This is a genomic window from Micromonospora sp. NPDC003197, assembly GCF_053590565.1.
This window is the reverse complement of the sequence record NZ_JBSFTE010000018.1, coordinates 24,490-39,259: the sequence shown is the minus strand read 5'-3', so window position 1 is coordinate 39,259 and position 14,770 is coordinate 24,490. Positions and strand designations below refer to the sequence as shown.

The 14,770-nt window shown below is 70.7% G+C and carries 15 protein-coding genes; 9 read left to right on the top strand and 6 right to left on the bottom strand.

The annotated features are described in order from the left end of the window. Positions 1–563 precede the first annotated feature (563 nt). Genes ACWDV4_RS20285 through ACWDV4_RS20265 form a run of 5 tightly spaced genes read right to left on the bottom strand, consistent with a single transcriptional unit; the run spans position 564 to position 4,662 of the window. Positions 564–1,163, bottom strand: coding sequence for a hypothetical protein (locus ACWDV4_RS20285; protein ID WP_449981068.1), 600 nt, complete (start codon positions 1,161–1,163; stop codon positions 564–566). Beyond that, positions 1,163–2,494 (bottom strand): hypothetical protein, encoded by a 1,332-nt coding sequence (locus tag ACWDV4_RS20280; RefSeq protein ID WP_449981066.1) that lies wholly within the window; start codon positions 2,492–2,494, stop codon positions 1,163–1,165. Before ACWDV4_RS20280 ends, ACWDV4_RS20285 begins: the two co-directional genes overlap by 1 nt. Continuing rightward, positions 2,491–3,291 (bottom strand): ATP-binding cassette domain-containing protein, encoded by an 801-nt coding sequence (locus tag ACWDV4_RS20275; protein WP_449981065.1) that lies wholly within the window; start codon positions 3,289–3,291, stop codon positions 2,491–2,493. Before ACWDV4_RS20275 ends, ACWDV4_RS20280 begins: the two co-directional genes overlap by 4 nt. A gap of 31 nt (positions 3,292–3,322) precedes the next feature. Beyond that, positions 3,323–4,126, bottom strand: a complete 804-nt coding sequence (locus tag ACWDV4_RS20270) for a hypothetical protein (RefSeq protein WP_449981063.1) — start codon at positions 4,124–4,126, stop codon at positions 3,323–3,325. Further along, the gene (locus tag ACWDV4_RS20265; RefSeq protein ID WP_449981061.1) at positions 4,123–4,662 is read right to left on the bottom strand and encodes an RNA polymerase sigma factor; all 540 of its coding nucleotides are present in this window, start codon (positions 4,660–4,662) and stop codon (positions 4,123–4,125) included. The genes ACWDV4_RS20270 and ACWDV4_RS20265 overlap by 4 nt, the downstream gene beginning before the upstream one ends. A gap of 149 nt (positions 4,663–4,811) precedes the next feature. Here ACWDV4_RS20265 and ACWDV4_RS20260 point away from each other — a divergent pair, with 149 nt between their 5' ends. The 5 genes from ACWDV4_RS20260 (at position 4,812) to ACWDV4_RS20240 (ending at position 8,749) form a co-directional block, all read left to right on the top strand. Continuing rightward, positions 4,812–5,423 (top strand): RNA polymerase sigma factor, encoded by a 612-nt coding sequence (locus ACWDV4_RS20260; RefSeq protein WP_449981060.1) that lies wholly within the window; start codon positions 4,812–4,814, stop codon positions 5,421–5,423. Beyond that, positions 5,420–6,307, top strand: a complete 888-nt coding sequence (locus ACWDV4_RS20255) for a zf-HC2 domain-containing protein (RefSeq protein ID WP_449981058.1) — start codon at positions 5,420–5,422, stop codon at positions 6,305–6,307. Before ACWDV4_RS20260 ends, ACWDV4_RS20255 begins: the two co-directional genes overlap by 4 nt. A 61-nt stretch (positions 6,308–6,368) precedes the next feature. Continuing rightward, a complete protein-coding gene (locus tag ACWDV4_RS20250; RefSeq protein ID WP_449981056.1) occupies positions 6,369–7,049 on the top strand; it encodes a hypothetical protein in 681 nt (226 codons plus the stop codon). A 5-nt stretch (positions 7,050–7,054) separates the two neighbouring features. Further along, positions 7,055–7,849: a hypothetical protein gene (locus ACWDV4_RS20245; protein WP_449981054.1), complete on the top strand. Its 795-nt coding sequence runs from the start codon at positions 7,055–7,057 to the stop codon at positions 7,847–7,849. A gap of 18 nt (positions 7,850–7,867) precedes the next feature. Further along, positions 7,868–8,749 carry an ABC transporter ATP-binding protein gene (locus ACWDV4_RS20240; RefSeq protein WP_449981052.1) on the top strand — a complete coding sequence of 294 codons (882 nt, stop codon included), beginning with the start codon at positions 7,868–7,870 and terminating at the stop codon, positions 8,747–8,749. An 11-nt stretch (positions 8,750–8,760) separates the two neighbouring features. Here ACWDV4_RS20240 and ACWDV4_RS20235 read toward each other — a convergent pair whose 3' ends face one another. Beyond that, positions 8,761–9,234: a MarR family winged helix-turn-helix transcriptional regulator gene (locus tag ACWDV4_RS20235; protein WP_449981050.1), complete on the bottom strand. Its 474-nt coding sequence runs from the start codon at positions 9,232–9,234 to the stop codon at positions 8,761–8,763. 99 nt (positions 9,235–9,333) lie between these two features. On the opposite strand from ACWDV4_RS20235, the gene ACWDV4_RS20230 reads away from it, so the two are divergent. The 4 genes from ACWDV4_RS20230 to ACWDV4_RS20215 all read left to right on the top strand — a co-directional run bounded on the left by ACWDV4_RS20230 (position 9,334) and on the right by ACWDV4_RS20215 (position 14,692). Beyond that, positions 9,334–10,455, top strand: coding sequence for an epoxide hydrolase family protein (locus ACWDV4_RS20230; RefSeq protein ID WP_449981049.1), 1,122 nt, complete (start codon positions 9,334–9,336; stop codon positions 10,453–10,455). Positions 10,456–10,595: 140 nt separating this feature from the next. After that, on the top strand, positions 10,596–10,829 hold the full coding sequence (locus tag ACWDV4_RS20225) for a hypothetical protein (protein WP_449981048.1): 234 nt from the start codon (positions 10,596–10,598) through the stop codon (positions 10,827–10,829). A 184-nt stretch (positions 10,830–11,013) separates the two neighbouring features. After that, positions 11,014–11,670 (top strand): response regulator transcription factor, encoded by a 657-nt coding sequence (locus tag ACWDV4_RS20220; RefSeq protein ID WP_449981046.1) that lies wholly within the window; start codon positions 11,014–11,016, stop codon positions 11,668–11,670. A 97-nt stretch (positions 11,671–11,767) separates the two neighbouring features. Beyond that, complete coding sequence (locus ACWDV4_RS20215; protein ID WP_449981044.1) at positions 11,768–14,692, top strand: BTAD domain-containing putative transcriptional regulator; 2,925 nt, start codon at positions 11,768–11,770, stop codon at positions 14,690–14,692. Positions 14,693–14,770: the final 78 nt, after the last annotated feature.

Here is a 14,770-nt window from a genome sequence, read left to right as displayed (position 1 = left end):
CAGCGCGGACAACGCGCAGGACCAGGCACAAATTGATCTAGCGGGACGGAAGCCTAACGATCATTAATCAGACATGGAAGGCTGGAAATATTGAGAATCTTGCTGTTAAATGCGGCGCACCCACAGCGAGACCGCCGACCACATCCGCGACCATCCACTCGAGACACCAGGCCGACCTCGACCCTCGAACCGCCGCGCCAACGACCACATTCGCTGGTCGATCAGGGTCTGGTTGGCGGCGAGCCGTCGACTCGACACGCGCCCCGCACCGGGTGGCGGTCACCCCGGCCCGACACTCGCCGGACACCGACCGGCAGCACAGCGCTATACAGATCGATAAATCCGCCCAAATGGCGAGATTGGTGATTGAAAACTCACCTACTCGACATCACCCATCAGCTGACGGCACCACCGCTACCGCCGTACGCCTGGTTGCACTTGCCGGTGGTGGTCCGAGCAGGGCCAGAAACCCCTCGCCATCGTGCGACGAACGTCGAGCCCCTGGCCCCTCGATGAAGGGCCAGGGGCTCGGTGTCTCTTCCGGCAGGCATACGACCCGATTCTCAGAGGGCGGCTTCTGCGGGGGCACGCCGGGCGGGGCCAGCGACTGCGTACGCGATGAGACCGCCGACCGCGAGCAGCATGGCTGTCACCGCCGCCGGTGTGTTACCCGGTGCCTGGGACTGCCAGGTCAGGATCTCTCCGAGCAGGTGGCCGGTCACCGGATAGACGGCCGCGGCAAGGGTCCAGCCCAGCGGCACGAACCAGGCCCGGACCGCCCCGAACAGTGGCGCGCTGAACGCGGTCAGACCGAGCAGGCCGGCAGCGTCCCGGATCACCAGCCAGGCCGGCCCGAAGCCGACTCCGGTGAGGTGGGTCAGGAACGGTAGACCGGCCACCACGGCCAGCGCGGCGAGCAGGTGGGTGACCCGGCGCGGCGCCCAGGGCTGTGCGGCAGTACGGTCGAGCTCCTCGTCGGGGCCGCCCAGCGTGGCGGTGAGCGCCACGACCAGCAGGAGGACGGTGAGCACGACCATCGTGACGCCCGGGGCGCCGTCGCTGAAGGCCGATCCGAGCACCCACATCACCACCATGCCTACGACGGCCGCGGCCAGGGCCAGCGGCACCCGACGTGACCGCAGGTAGAGCGTCGGCCACCGCATTACTTACCGCGCACGATCTCGTCGAGGTCGGCGCACCTCAGCGCACCCTCGCGCACTGCCGTCACCCGGGCCAACGCCTCCGCCTCGGGTAGTTCCCGCAGGCTCTGCCACAGTTGGCGGACCTGGTTGTTCCACTCGCCGCCGTCGTCGAAGCCAGGCTCCGCCGGTGGTTCGGTGCCGACCAGCCAGTACGTGGCCGCCCGCAGAACGAGGGGGGTCCGGAATCCCGGCTTCGGCGGGCATTGACCCTGGTTGCTGAACTTCCGGGCCACGATCTGCGGCACGAGGTCGTTCGGGGAGGCGAGGTGACCGCGATCATCGACCTGGATGGTCATCAGCGCGATTCCCGCCGGGTCCGGTAGGGGCTCGGGCATGTCGCGACCCCAGGTGGCGGTGTCCTCGTGCGCCTCGGCCGGCGGCTGCGGCAACTTCGCAAGCAGTGCAAGCGCTTGCCGTGCCCGGGGCGTGACTTCGGGCAACAGGGAGGAGTGGATCCGGGCGACGCAGATCTTCGGGGCGTCCGTGGTGCAGACGAGTTCCTGCGCGACGGGGTCGATCACGCGCGGCAGGTAGCGGTCGTGCGGCATCACCGCGATCGCCACGGCCACGCCGAGCGCCACTGGCAGCAGCGCCGCCACCCGGGTCCGGCGGCTCTTCGCCGAGTGCAGGACGTACGCGCCGACGACGAGGGCTCCCAGCCACACCGCCTGGGCCGTGGTGAGCCGACCGGACACCGTCTCGTAGTCGCTGATCTGGCTCATTCCGTACATCGGGGAGAACAACGCGGCCAGCCACTCCTGGCCCCTGACGATTCCGGGGAAGCCCATCAGCCAGCCGATGCCGGCGACGGCGAGCACCGGCCCGGCGGCGACCGACGGCCACAGGCGGCCGACCGCGAGGCCCAGCCAGGCCGCCGCGACCACGGCGAGAGCCCCGACGGCCACCACGGCGAACGCCGCCGCCGGGAGATAGCTGGCGGTGCCGGCGATCCAGGGCGCGGTTACCGCCAGGACCGCCAGGTAACCGCCGACTACCGCGATGCCGAGCGCGCCGAGGAGCGGCAGGACCTGCTGGGGGCGTGGTCGGGGCGTGCTACCGACGAGTTCGGCCAGGCCGTTCCGGCTCTCCCGGCGACCCTGCCAGGCCCCGGCCGCCAGCGCCAGGGGGAACAACAACACCAGGTATTCCCGCTGGATCATGGCCAACGCCATCCAGCTGGACGACCAGCGCCCCGGGGCGGCGTAGCACGCAATCGCGCCGGCGAGCAGCAGGACCAGGGCAGCGCCGAGGGCGGCGGAGCGACGCAGTTCGATGCGCAGCATGCGGCTCATCGGCCCGCCTCCGCCCGGTGACGGCGCAGCAGGGCGGAATAGCCCCGCTCGGCTGGGCTGTCACCGACGTCGCCGGAACCGCCCGCGGCGATCAGCGAGTCGGTGGTGCCCCGATGCACCAGCCGACCCTCATTGACCAGGATGACGTCGGTGCACGCGGCCACCACGTCCTCGACCAGGTGGGTGGAGACCAGGACGCAGCTGTCGACCCCGAGGTCGCGCAGCAGTTCGCGGAAGTCGAGGCGCTGCTCGGGGTCGAGGCCGACGGTCGGCTCGTCGAGCAGCAGCAGCTCCGGGTCGTTCACGATCGCCTGGGCGATGCCGGCCCGGCGCAGCATGCCACCGGAGAGCGTCTTCATCCTCGCGTCGGCCTTTTTGGCGAGCCCGACCCGGTCGATCGCCCGCTGCACCGCGGCCGGCACCGCAGACTTCGGCATCTCCTTGAGCCAGGCCATGTACTCCACGAACTCGCGCACGGTGAATCGTGGGTAGAAGCCGAACTGCTGCGGCAGATAGCCGAGGCCGCGGCGCACCCGCCGCAGGTCGGTACGGTCGTTGACGGCTGCGCCGAGCAGAGTCAACGTGCCGCCGGCCGGCTTGGCCACGGTGGCCAGGGCGCGCATCAGCGTGGTCTTGCCGGCGCCGTTGGGTCCGAGTAGCGCGTGCACGCCGGCACCGAGGGCCAGGTCGAGGCCGTCGACGGCCAGGTGGGTGCCGGCCTTCACCCGCAGGCCGTCGGCGTGCACGGCCCAGGGATGGGTGACGGCGGCCGTCTCGGCCGCGCTCACTGTACGCATGGAGATACCTTTCGTAGCGGAGAAGGAAAGCTCATCGGTGGCTGGTCAGCCGACGGAATTCGCCGGCGCGACTCACCGCGATGCCGAACAACACCGCAGCGGCCAGCGCCCAGAAGAGGGTGCTGTCGGGCCGCAGCACGAGCGGCATGTCCTCAGTGACCACCGTGGGCACGACCACGGCCAGCGCCCAGAGTGTGCCGAGGCCGACCGCGGCGCGCGATACGCCGATCAGTGCGCCGAGCGCGATGGTGCCGGCGGTGAACGCCAGGCACGGCAGCAACATCAGTGCCAGCGACGTCCCGGTGCCGGCTCCGAACAGGGTGAGCACCGGAACGATCACGGCGAGCACCACCAGGGTGCGCCGCAGCAACATGATCAGGCCGGCCGCCGGGGTGCTGGCGATCAGTTCGCCGGCCGGGTCGAGGTGGTGGCTCCAGGCAAACGCCACCCCGGGCAGCGGTGCTACCGGGGCGAGCAGCAGCACCAGCGATGGCAGATTGGGCAGCAGTTGGTTCAGCGCAAGCGCGCCGAGCAGCACCGGGACGGTCATGGCGACCCAGGGCAACAGCGCGGCGACCAGCCAGCGACGCCTCAGCACCAACCAGCGGCGGGCCTGCCGGGCCGGGGCAGGCCCGGCGGTGATCTCGCGGTCGATCCCGGCGGCTACCCGGTCGAGCAGGTCGAGAGTGCTGCCGGCCGCGCTGCCCGCCAGCCGAGCCCGGCACTCCGCGCAGTCCTCCAGGTGGACCTCAACCGACCAGACGGTGGCCTCGTCGAGGCCGTGGCCGCCGCCGGCATACTCTGCGATCGCGGCGAGACTGGGGTGTGTGGTCATGACAGCGCCTCCCGCAGGGCGATCCGGGCCCGCCGGGCGCGGGACCTCACCGTGTTCTCCGGCACGTTGAGCAGCACCGCTGTCTCGCGTGAGGTGAGCCCGTCGAGCACCATGGCGCGCAGCACCTCGCGCATCTCGGGCGGCAGCGTCAGCAGCGCACGTTCGAGGTTCTGGTCGACCCGACCGGCCATCACCTCGTCCTCGGCGGCCGGAGCAACCGTCTCGGCGAGCGGCACGGCCGGCACCTGCGCCTGCCGGGCCCGCCGCCGGAACGCGTCGACCAGCCGGTTGGCGGCAATCGTCCAAAGCCAGCCGACCGCGCTGCCCGAGGTGGCGGCGCTGGCGAAGCTTCCCGCCGACCGCCAGACCGCGAGGTAGGTCTCCTGCATCACGTCGGCGACCACGTCCTCGTCGGCACACCGGCGACGCAGTCGTACGGCCAGCCACGGCGACGTACGGCGATACAACTCGTCGAAGGCCCGTCGGTCACCTGCGGCCGTACGGCGCACGAGTTCCGCCTCGTCGACCGTGTCCACGCCTCTTCTCACGTTAGGCAAGACGACCTCTCCTGTCCGCACCGGTGCATTACGGGGAGTGACCCGCACCACAATCCGCGGCGGTGACCCCGGTCACATCGAGCCCACCGGCGTGAACCGGTGCGGCGGCGGCGGCTACCCAGGACGGGATGGACGCGACGGTCGCCGGGCAACAGGACGCCGACCGGCGGCTACTACACCAGGTGGCCGCCGGAGATCAGGCGGCGCTCGAACGACTGTACGCGCGGCACGGACCGGCCCTGTTGGCGTACGCCGAAGGGCTGCTCGCCGACCGGCTCAGCGCCGAGGAGGCACTTCAGGACACGCTCCTGGCCGTGTGGCACGCCGCCGCCTCCTTCGAGGCGCGTTCCACCGTACGGACCTGGCTCTTCGGGATCTGCCGACGGCAGGCGCTGCGCCGGATGCGGGGACGCCAGCCACTGCACCTGCCCATCGACGTAGCCGCCGAGCAGGCCACCGGCGAGCCCGGCCCGGAAGCCGTCACCCTCGCCCGGGCCGACGCCCGAGCGGTCGCCACCGCGCTGGCGGGGCTGGCCCCCATCCATCGGGAGGTGTTGGACCTCGCGTTCGGTGCCGGGCTGGCCCACGACGAGATCGCCGCCGTGCTCGACGTACCGGTCGGCACGGTCAAGAGTCGACTCCACCACGCCCGCGCCATCCTGGCCCGGGCTCTGCCAGCCGAGACCGACCAGGTGCCCGAGACATCCCGCCCGGTTACGACGAGGGGAGGCCACCGATGAGCCATCCAACCGACCGGTTGGCCGAGTACGCGGCCAGCACGCTGCCCGACCGCGCGGCGGCAGCGGTCGCCGCGCACCTGGCCCAGTGCGCCGCGTGCCGACAGGACACCAGCGCCTGGCAGCGCATCGCCGAGGGGGTCCGCGATCAGCTGGCGCCCGCGCCGACCGGCCTCTTCTCGGCACTGCGCGACCGCCTCACCCCACCGTCGCCTCGGCCTGGAACACCACCGCCCTACCGGGCGGTTCCCGGCACCCGCCCGGTGGCCCGCGCCGTGGGACTGCTGGCCCATCAGTGGCGACTGGTGGGGTGGCGGGTGTGGATCGTCGCCGCCCTGGTGCTCGCCGCCGGGACGGCCGTCGCGGGGTGGGCGACGGCACCGGCGGAAGCCGTACTCGCCACGGTCGTCCCGCTGGTCGCGGCGCTCGTGGTCGCCGCCGCCTGCGGCGACGACGACCCGTCGGGCGAGCTGCTGCGGGCCACGCCGACGTCGGTACGCACGATCCTGCTCGCCCGGCTGACCCTGGTACTGGGGGTGATCTTCGGGGCTGCGATGGTCGGCTCGCTCGCACTTAGTCTGGCCGGGGCCGGCGAGCCGGGCCGGCTGCTCGCTGCCTGGCTCGGCCCGATGGTCCTGCTCTCCGCGGTCAGCTTCGCCCTGGCGTCGACGTGGCGCCCAGCGGTCGGTGGCTCCGCTGCACTAGCACTGTGGACGCTGCGGGCGCTGGCCGTCTCCGGTTCGCTCGACGCCGAACTCGCCAGCGTGATCGAGGCGGCGTGGCGTACGACATGGCCCGCGCTGACCGTGGCCGGCGCCCTGGTGGCGGGTGCCCTGCTGCTCCTCCCCCGGCTGCCGCCGCTCCGGACGGCACGACTCGGACGCTGAGTGAGCCGGATCACCCCTCTGTTGAGTGAACCACGCGACGAGCTGGATGCACTCAAGGGGCGTGGAGATCTGGCGGCACGAGGTACGGCGGCTCGGCTGGGTCGCCCCCGCCGCACCGGCGTTGGCGGTCCTGGTCACGATCGCCGGGGCGCTGCTTGCGAGCGGCAACGGCGCGGAACGCGTACAACTCTCCGGCATCCTGCTCACCGGCCTGGAGGCGCTGCTGCCCCTGGCGGTGGCGCTTGCCGCAGCGTCGGTGGTCGCCGTCGGACGGGCCCGCGAACTGCACCTGTCGCTGCCCACGAGGTACGCCGTGGTCCTGGGCCGACGGCTCGCCCTCCTGGGCGGGGCCACCGCCGCCATCGCCGTCGTCTTCACGGTCGCGGTCTGGTCGGCGGATCTCTGGTACGCCCCGACACCCCTGCTGTCACCGCTGCTCTGGGCACCGTCGGCGGCGTGGCTGACCAGCCTGGCGATCCTCGTCGGGCTGCTCACCCGCAGCCTGCTGCTGGCCACGACGGTGCCCGCCGGCATGTGGCTGGTGCAGCAGCTGTTGACCCCGGCGTTCACGGAACACGATTGGCTACGGCCGTTCTACCTGTTTCCGGTCACCCGGCTCGACGCCTATTCCGGCTGGGTCGCCGACCGGCTGCTACTCGTCGCGGTGACCGTACCGCTCGCCGTCGGCGCTGCCGTACTGCTGCGCCAGCCGGAACGAATGCTGACCGAGGAGGAGGTGTGACCCGAATGGGAGAGGTACTGGCGGTCGTCCGGTACGAGTTCCGAATGCAGATCCGCAAGCGATCACTGTGGATCACAATCGCACTGCTGACCGGGCTGCTCGCCGTCGCCCGCTCCGGGATGGGCCCGCGCTACGCGCCCCCACCACCGGATGCCTCCGCCCGGGAGGTGATGACCCGCTGGGCGTTCCTGTTCGTGGTCATCGTGCCGATCGGGTTCGGCATGGCGTTGGCCGACCGGCTGCTGCGCGACCGCCGGCTGCGTACCAGCGAGTTGCTGGCCAGCCTGCCGATCGGCGTGGGCGGGCGGCTCGGCGGCACGTACCTGGGCAGCGTCGCCGCCACTGGCACACCCGCCCTGCTCGCCATGCTCGCCGCCGGCGGCTACGAGGCGGTACGGCGGGGCGACGCCGCCATGCTGCCCTGGGGTGTCGTGACGTTCGCCCTGGTGTTGCTCCCCGGGCTAGCGTTCGTGGCGGGGTTCGCGCTGGTCTGCCCGCTGTTCCTGAGCGCGCCCCTGTTCCGGGTGCTGTTCGTCGGGTACTGGTTCTGGGGCAACGTGCTCCTTCCGGTGACCCTGCCGACCCTCACCGGGTCCCTGCTGACCCCGATCGGCGGCTACGCGACCAGCTGGCTGCTGGGCACCCCGGTCAACCACGCGGGCATACCCGGCCCGGTGTCGTTCCTGCGGCCGGCACCAACCGCCGCGACCGCCGCAGCCAGCATCGCGCTGCTCGTCCTCGCCGGCCTGCTCCCCCTGCTGGTGGCCGGCCTGCTCCAGAGTCGCCGACGCGCGACCTGATCACCGGAGGCGACTCAGATGGACATTCAGATCACCGGACTGCGCCGTTCGTTCGGCCGGGTCGCCGCGTTGCGTGGGGTGGATCTGGCGGTGCCCGGCGGAATGTTCGGCCTGCTCGGTGGCAACGGTGCGGGCAAGACCACGCTCATGCGGGTCCTGGCCGGGGTACTTGCCCCCAGCGCTGGGCAGGTCTCGGTCGGCGGTCACGACCTGACCCGGCGAGCCGGTCGGCTCGCCGTACAGCGCCGGCTCGGCTACCTGCCGCAGGATTTCGGGCTCTACCCGGACCTGTCGCCCCGGGAGTTCCTCGACTACGTGGCCCTGTTGAAGGGACTCGACGACCCGGCGGCGCGACGCCGGCAGGTGGGAGAACTGCTGGAGATGGTCGGGCTGGCGGAGGTGGCCGGCCGGCGTATGAGGGGTTTCTCGGGTGGCATGCGGCGACGGGTGGGGATCGCCCAGGCGTTGCTCGGTGACCCGGCGCTACTGGTCGTGGACGAGCCCACCGCCGGCCTCGACCCGGAGGAACGGGTACGGTTCCGGACCCTCCTGTCGGGGCTAGCCGGGCAGCGCACCGTGCTGCTGAGCACCCACATCGTGGAGGACGTGGCGCAGACCTGCCCGGACGCGGCCGTGCTCGCCGCCGGTCAGGTGATCTACACGGGATCGGTTGCCGACCTGGCCCGGACCGGCGAGGGCGCGACCTGGGAGCTGCACACCACTGGCGCACCGCCTGCGGAAGGTGTGGTGGTCTCGGCGGTCAGCCGGGCCGACGGCACCGTCTACCGGGTGGTGAGCGCGGTACGCCCCAGCCCCGACGCGACGCCGGTGACTCCATCCCTGGAAGAGGGGTACGTCGCACTGATGCGGCGACACGCCTCGGCATCGACCTCCGCCTGACGGCACCGCCCTTACTGCCGTACGCCGGGCTGCTCTTGCCGGTTGTGGTGGTCCAACAGCCTGGACAACAGCCCGGTCAACCGCTGTCGCTCCTCGGGTGACAGCGGAGCCAGCAGTTCGTCCTGGGTTTCGGCCAGCTGCTTCTCCAGTCGCCGCAGCTGCCGCTTGCCCGCAACGGTCAGCGAGATGATGTTACGCCGCCGATCGGAGGGGTCCGGGGCGCGCTCGACCAGTTTGCGTTCGGCGAGCTCGTTGATCGTCGCGACGATGTCGCTGACGTGGATGCCGCTACGGCGACCCAGCGCGGCCTGGCTGGCCGGGCCGATCTCCTCCAACGTCGCCAGTAGGCGGTAGTGGTAGCCACGGGCGTGCACGGCCGAGAAGCCCTCGGACACCAGGCGGTGCGCGTGGCTGGCGGTCTGGGTGAGCAGCCAGCTGGGCAGGCTTTCCCAGCTGGCAGCCGTTTTCTCGGGTGGGTTCTCCATGTGACAAGTCTAACGAATCGTTGGGGGCACCAACGATTGCGATATCGTTTGGACACCAAACGTTGGTCGTCCAAACGTTTAACCGCCAAATGAATACTCATGGAGGGCAGGACCGTGATCAAGCCGTTCCGCATCAACATCCCCCAGGCCGACCTCGACGACCTGACCAACCGACTCGCCCGCACCCGGTGGCCCAACGAGGTCGACGACGCCGGATGGGACTACGGCTTCCCACTGGCACGCCTCAAGGAACTGGCCGAATACTGGCGCACCGGCTACGACTGGCGTGAGCACGAGGCCACCCTCAACGAGCTTCCGCACTTCACCACCGAGATCGACGGCCAGAACATCCACTTCGTCCACGTCCGGTCCGCGAAGCCGGACGCGCTCGCACTGATCCTCACCCACGGCTGGCCCGGCTCGTTCCTGGAGTTCCTCGACGTGATCGAGCCGCTGTCCCGCGACTTCCACCTGGTGATCCCGTCCATCCCGGGTTACGGCTTCTCCGGGCCGACCCACGAGCGTGGCTGGGACATCGTCCGGGTCGCACGGGCCTGGGCGGAACTGATGCGCCGACTCGGCTACGAGCGCTACGGCGCGCAGGGCGGCGACTTCGGTTCGGGCATCTCAATGGCGCTCGGCGCGGTGGCACCCGATCAGGTCGTCGGGGTGCACGTCAACTACCTGCCGACCCGGCCGGATCCGGACGGCGCCACCGAACTGTCCGAGGAGGATGAAAGGCGTCTGGACAAAGTCCGGCAGCTGATGGCGAACCGTCCGCCGTACCAGGCTTTGCAGGCCACCACCCCGCAGACCATCGGCTACGCGCTGACCGACTCGCCGGTGGGTCAGCTGGCCTGGATCGCCGAGCGCTTTGCACAGTGGACGGACCCTCGCTCGCAGATCAGTGACGAGCGGATGCTCACCAACATCTCGCTGTACTGGCTGACCGCCACCGCGGCTTCCTCAGCCCGGCTGCACCGCGACGCTCCGCGACGGACCGAGCCGTGCCCGGTACCGCTTGGCGTGGCGGTGTTCGCACACGACATCACGCAGTCGGTACGACCGCTGGCCGAGCGGCTGTACGACATCAGGCACTGGTCGGAGTTCGAGCGCGGCGGCCACTTCGCCGCAATGGAGGTACCGGAGCTACTTGCCGAGGACATCCGGGACTTCTTCCTTACCCAAAGCTGGTACGACCCCCAGGTCGCCACACGCTAGGAGAAACCGCTGGCCGGAAATCCCGGTCCCCCTGAGCCAACTGGACGATGTCGAGCTAGCCGAATGGTTTGCTGCCCTCGACCGCGTACGCGTTTTCGGTCACGCTCTCTCTGACAGCTCGACCATGAAAGGACGACACCGTGCGTACGACAACCAGTGGTGCCCGCACCACTCGGCTACTCCTGCCCGGCCTGGTCCTGCTCGCGCTCGCCGGCGCGGCCGGGACCAGCACCGATCCCGGGCAGGTGATCACCGCGACCCCCGACCTCACCGTCGCCCCAGGGCTGCCTGACGACATCCTCGACCAGCCCGGCATCAACATCTGCGCTCGACCGGCACTGTGGGACTGGACCCTTCCTGACTGCGTCCGGTGAGGTGGACCGACCACCTGCAGAAGTGACCCGTCCGCCGCGGGTGACCAGGCTTGTACGTCCCTTGTAGCTACTTTGTAGGTCGCCGTGCCTACCGTGGTAGGGCTGCCAGGAGAGCCAGGCGGTTCCCCTTCGGGAGGCGGGCAGCGGCCGTGGGCATGTCCCACGGCCGCGGAAAGGGACGCGGATGGAATTCCTGGTCGCCGTCGTCGACGATCGGTCCATCACGTTCCGAGGTGTGGCGGAGGTGCTCCGGGAAACAGCCAGCATCCGGTTCGCTGGTCTCTTCCCGTCACTGGCCAAGTGCGATCCACGAATCCCGGGGCCGGAGCCAGCTGTGGTCGTCGTGGACCCCTTCTCTGGGCCACCGCTGCCCGCACTGCTGCCCGGACACCTGCGATTGCTGATCATGTCCGCGTCCCGCCGCCCCGATGACGTACGCACGGCGCTACGCCACGGAGCCGGCGGCTACATCGGTAAGGAGTCCGACGCCGGCACGCTGATCCGGGCCATCGGCGCGGTTGCCTGTGGCGACCTTTACGTCGACGGGGAGCTACGGGCCGCGCTCGCCACTGAATCACCCCAGGTCGCTCCCGGCCAGGCTGACCCAACACCCGATGGTATCCAGCTACCCAGGGCATTGACCCCACGCGAGCGGGAAGTCCTCCGGCTCGTCGCCGGTGGGCTGACCCACAAGCAGATTGGGACTCGACTAGGACTGTCCAAAACGACCGTGGACACCTATGTGCATCGAATCCGGCAGAAGACCGGTACGCCCAACAAAGCCGGGCTGACCCGCATCGCGATGGGTCTCCAGCTCGCCGGACCGACGCTCGATCGGTAAGCCGGGCCCGCGCCCGCAACGACCCCGGTCCGGAGAGCGTCCGCGAAAACCGGTCAGTCTCTTTGGGAGGGTTGCCCGCTCTGCTAGAAAAAGCGGCGTGGCAAACATCCGGTGGGGGCTGCTAGGGACGCTCGAGGTACGAATCGACGACGCGCCGGTGCACCTCGGCTCGGTCAAGCAGCGTCTGCTCTGCGCCACTCTGCTGCTCGATCCGAACGAGGTGCTGCGTACCGACCATCTGGTGGAGATGCTGTGGGGTCAGCCGCGCCCGATGTCCGCCCCCGCCAACCTCCGCACCTACGTACACGGCCTGCGTCGGGCGCTGCGCGTGGCGCCGGAGGTCGCCAGCCGCCTGCACACCCGTACCGGCGGCTACCTACTGGAGGTGCAGCCGGGCGAGCGTGACCTGGACAGGTTTCGAGAGGCGGCCCAGCGGGGTCGGGATGCGTTGACCGCCGGACGGCTGGAGTTTGCCGAGGCCAGCCTCGGTACCGCGTCACGGCTGTGGCGGGAGGCGCCCCTGACCGACCTACCCCTGTCCCCCGCGCTCGCCGCCCGACTCACCCACCTCGACGAGGAACGGCTGCTGGTCGAGGAGGACCTGGTCCAGACAAAACTCGGCCTCGGGGCCGCCGCCGCGCTGGTCGGGCCGCTACGTGACACGGTGTCGGCTCACCCGCTCCGGCAACGCAGTTGGGGACAGCTGGTGACCGCGCTCTACCGTACCGGGGACGTGGCTGGCGCGGTGGCCGCATATCTCCGGGCCCGAGACGTCCTGGCCGACGAGACCGGCCTGGACCCCAGCCCCGAGTTCCAGGCTCTCTACCGCGACATCCTGCATCACAGTCCACAGCTGTCCACTGACGTGCCGGCCACCGTGACCGTGTCCGCACGCCGGCCCCTGCGCGAGCTGCCCGCCCATATCGCCCACTTCGTCGGTCGGCAGGAGGAGATAGCCACCATCCTGGGCTGGCTCGACGGGACCGCGCCACCCGCCGTCCTCGGTCTGCACGGGCCGGGTGGGATAGGAAAGTCCGCGCTCGCCGTCCAACTCGCCAGTCACCTAGCCAACCGGTACCCCGGCGGCACCCTCTACGTCGACCTCCAGGGCTCCGACGCCAATCTGCCGCCGCTACGACCGATCGACGTACTCGGACGGTTCCTACGGACCCTGGGTATGCCGGGCAACGCGGTGCCGACGCAGCCGGGCGAGGCGACCGCCGGCTACCGCTCGGAAATCGCCGGACGCGGGATCCTGGTGGTACTCGACAACGCCCGCGACGCCGCCCAGGTGCGGGACCTGCTGCCGGGCGACCCGACCTGTACGGCGATCGTGACCAGCCGGCGGATACTCACCACCCTGCCCAACGGCCAACACCTGGCCGTCGGCCTGCTGCCCCGGGACGCCGCGGTGGAGCTGCTTGCGGTCGAGTGCGGCGCGGACCGCATCGCCGCCCAACCGGAGGCGGCCGATCGACTCGCCGAACTCTCCGGTTTCCTGCCGCTGGCCCTACGCATCGTAGGGGCCCGCCTGGCGAGTCGCCCACACTGGACCCTGGACCAACTCGTGGACCGGCTCACCGATCCACGGCAGCGCCTCGACGAACTGGAGTACGACGACCTCAGCCTGCGGGCCTCGATTGCGCACGCGTACGTCGCCCTGCTCGACGGTGACGACCGAGACCGCCGGGGCGCGCGGGTGCTCCGACTGGTGGGGGGTTCCCGGCTACCGGTCGTCACGCCACGCGCCGTCGCCGCCCTGCTGGACGAATCGTCGGCGCACGCCGAGGACGCCCTGGAACGCCTGGTGGACCAGCGCCTGGTCGAGCCCCGAGGGCCAGGCAGCTATGCCCTCCACGATCTACTCCGGCTGTACGCCGCCGAGCTGGCCACTGCGGACCCGACGGCCGACCGGGAGGCCGCGCTGGGCCGACTGACCCAGCTGTACGAACTCGGAGCGCGGGAGATCGAGCGGATGGCGAGCGCCGGCTGGGCCCCGTCGGTCGGACGGGAGCGGACGACTGCCCCATGGCAGGACGCACCGCCGACCAGTCCGGCACAGGCTGTCCGATGGCTGGCTGAGGAGCATGCGAACATCCTGGCGGCCTTCACCGCAGCGGCAGAGAGCTCCGGCGAATCCGCCCGGGGTGCCGCCCTGCTCTCCTGGGCCAGCGTCGCCGTGTTGCGCCGGTACGGCTATCGGCACGAGGCGGTCAGCCTGATCGACGGCGCGGTGGAGTTGACCGACCGGCTGGGAATGCCCCTGGAGTACGCTGTCGCGCTCTTCTACCGAGCCGGCCTGAACCGGGGCACCGGTGACCCCGCTCTGGTGGAGGCGGACCTGCTGCGTTGCCTGGAGTTGCTCAGGGCGGTGGGTAACCAGAACCAGACCTCGACCTGCCTGGAGGCGCTGGGCGTCCTGCACTACCGCACCGGTTCCGTGGCCAGCGCACTCCGCTACCACGACGAGGCTCTGGCGCTGCGCCGCAGCTTCGGTCCGCCGCTGCTGGTGGCGGCCAGTCTCAGCAATTCGGCGATGGTACGGATGGCTGTCGGTGCCGAGGAGGAGGCCTTTGCCGGGGTGACCGAGGCGCTGCGGATCGCGCGGGAGATCCGGGCCGTCGGTCTTGAGGGTGCGGCGCTGAGCATGCGCGGGCAGGTGCTCTGCCGGGCCGGACGGTGGCGGGAGGCGATCCCCAGCCTCACCGAGGCGGTCGCTGTCACCGAGCACTCCGGCGATCTACCGTCCCGGGCCGAGGCGTATCTGGCGCGGGCCGCGGCCCACCTGCATCTCGCCGATCCTGTTGCCGCCGGTCACGACGCGGCTTATGCGGGTGCCCTCGCCCCCCAGATCGGCGACCGGTACGTCCTGGCCGTGGCCCGACACGCGGCGGCCCGCGCCGCCGAGGCTGCCGGCGACGGGGCCACTGCGGATCGGCTCCACGGCGAGGCCCGGGAGGCGGCCAGGTCGGTGCCGGGCTACCGCGAACCGCACTACGAGGAGTTCTTCGGTCGGCTGTGAACGGTCGTACCGTCGTCAGCCCTTCTGCACGCCGGACGTGGCCACGACCTCGGCCCGGGTATCGCTACGGATACAGGT

What these genes read in the sequence shown, in the direction of transcription:
- ACWDV4_RS20270 (WP_449981063.1), bottom strand. Translation starts at nt 4,126, where the DNA reads ATGACCACACACCCCAGTCTCGCCGCGATCGCAGAGTATGCCGGCGGC.
- ACWDV4_RS20285 (WP_449981068.1), bottom strand. Translation starts at nt 1,163, where the DNA reads ATGCGGTGGCCGACGCTCTACCTGCGGTCACGTCGGGTGCCGCTGGCC.
- ACWDV4_RS20260 (WP_449981060.1), top strand. Translation starts at nt 4,812, where the DNA reads ATGGACGCGACGGTCGCCGGGCAACAGGACGCCGACCGGCGGCTACTA.
- ACWDV4_RS20230 (WP_449981049.1), top strand. Translation starts at nt 9,334, where the DNA reads ATGGAGGGCAGGACCGTGATCAAGCCGTTCCGCATCAACATCCCCCAG.
- ACWDV4_RS20235 (WP_449981050.1), bottom strand. Translation starts at nt 9,234, where the DNA reads ATGGAGAACCCACCCGAGAAAACGGCTGCCAGCTGGGAAAGCCTGCCC.
- ACWDV4_RS20245 (WP_449981054.1), top strand. Translation starts at nt 7,055, where the DNA reads ATGGGAGAGGTACTGGCGGTCGTCCGGTACGAGTTCCGAATGCAGATC.
- ACWDV4_RS20280 (WP_449981066.1), bottom strand. Translation starts at nt 2,494, where the DNA reads ATGAGCCGCATGCTGCGCATCGAACTGCGTCGCTCCGCCGCCCTCGGC.
- ACWDV4_RS20220 (WP_449981046.1), top strand. Translation starts at nt 11,014, where the DNA reads ATGGAATTCCTGGTCGCCGTCGTCGACGATCGGTCCATCACGTTCCGA.
- ACWDV4_RS20275 (WP_449981065.1), bottom strand. Translation starts at nt 3,291, where the DNA reads ATGCGTACAGTGAGCGCGGCCGAGACGGCCGCCGTCACCCATCCCTGG.
- ACWDV4_RS20240 (WP_449981052.1), top strand. Translation starts at nt 7,868, where the DNA reads ATGGACATTCAGATCACCGGACTGCGCCGTTCGTTCGGCCGGGTCGCC.
- ACWDV4_RS20255 (WP_449981058.1), top strand. Translation starts at nt 5,420, where the DNA reads ATGAGCCATCCAACCGACCGGTTGGCCGAGTACGCGGCCAGCACGCTG.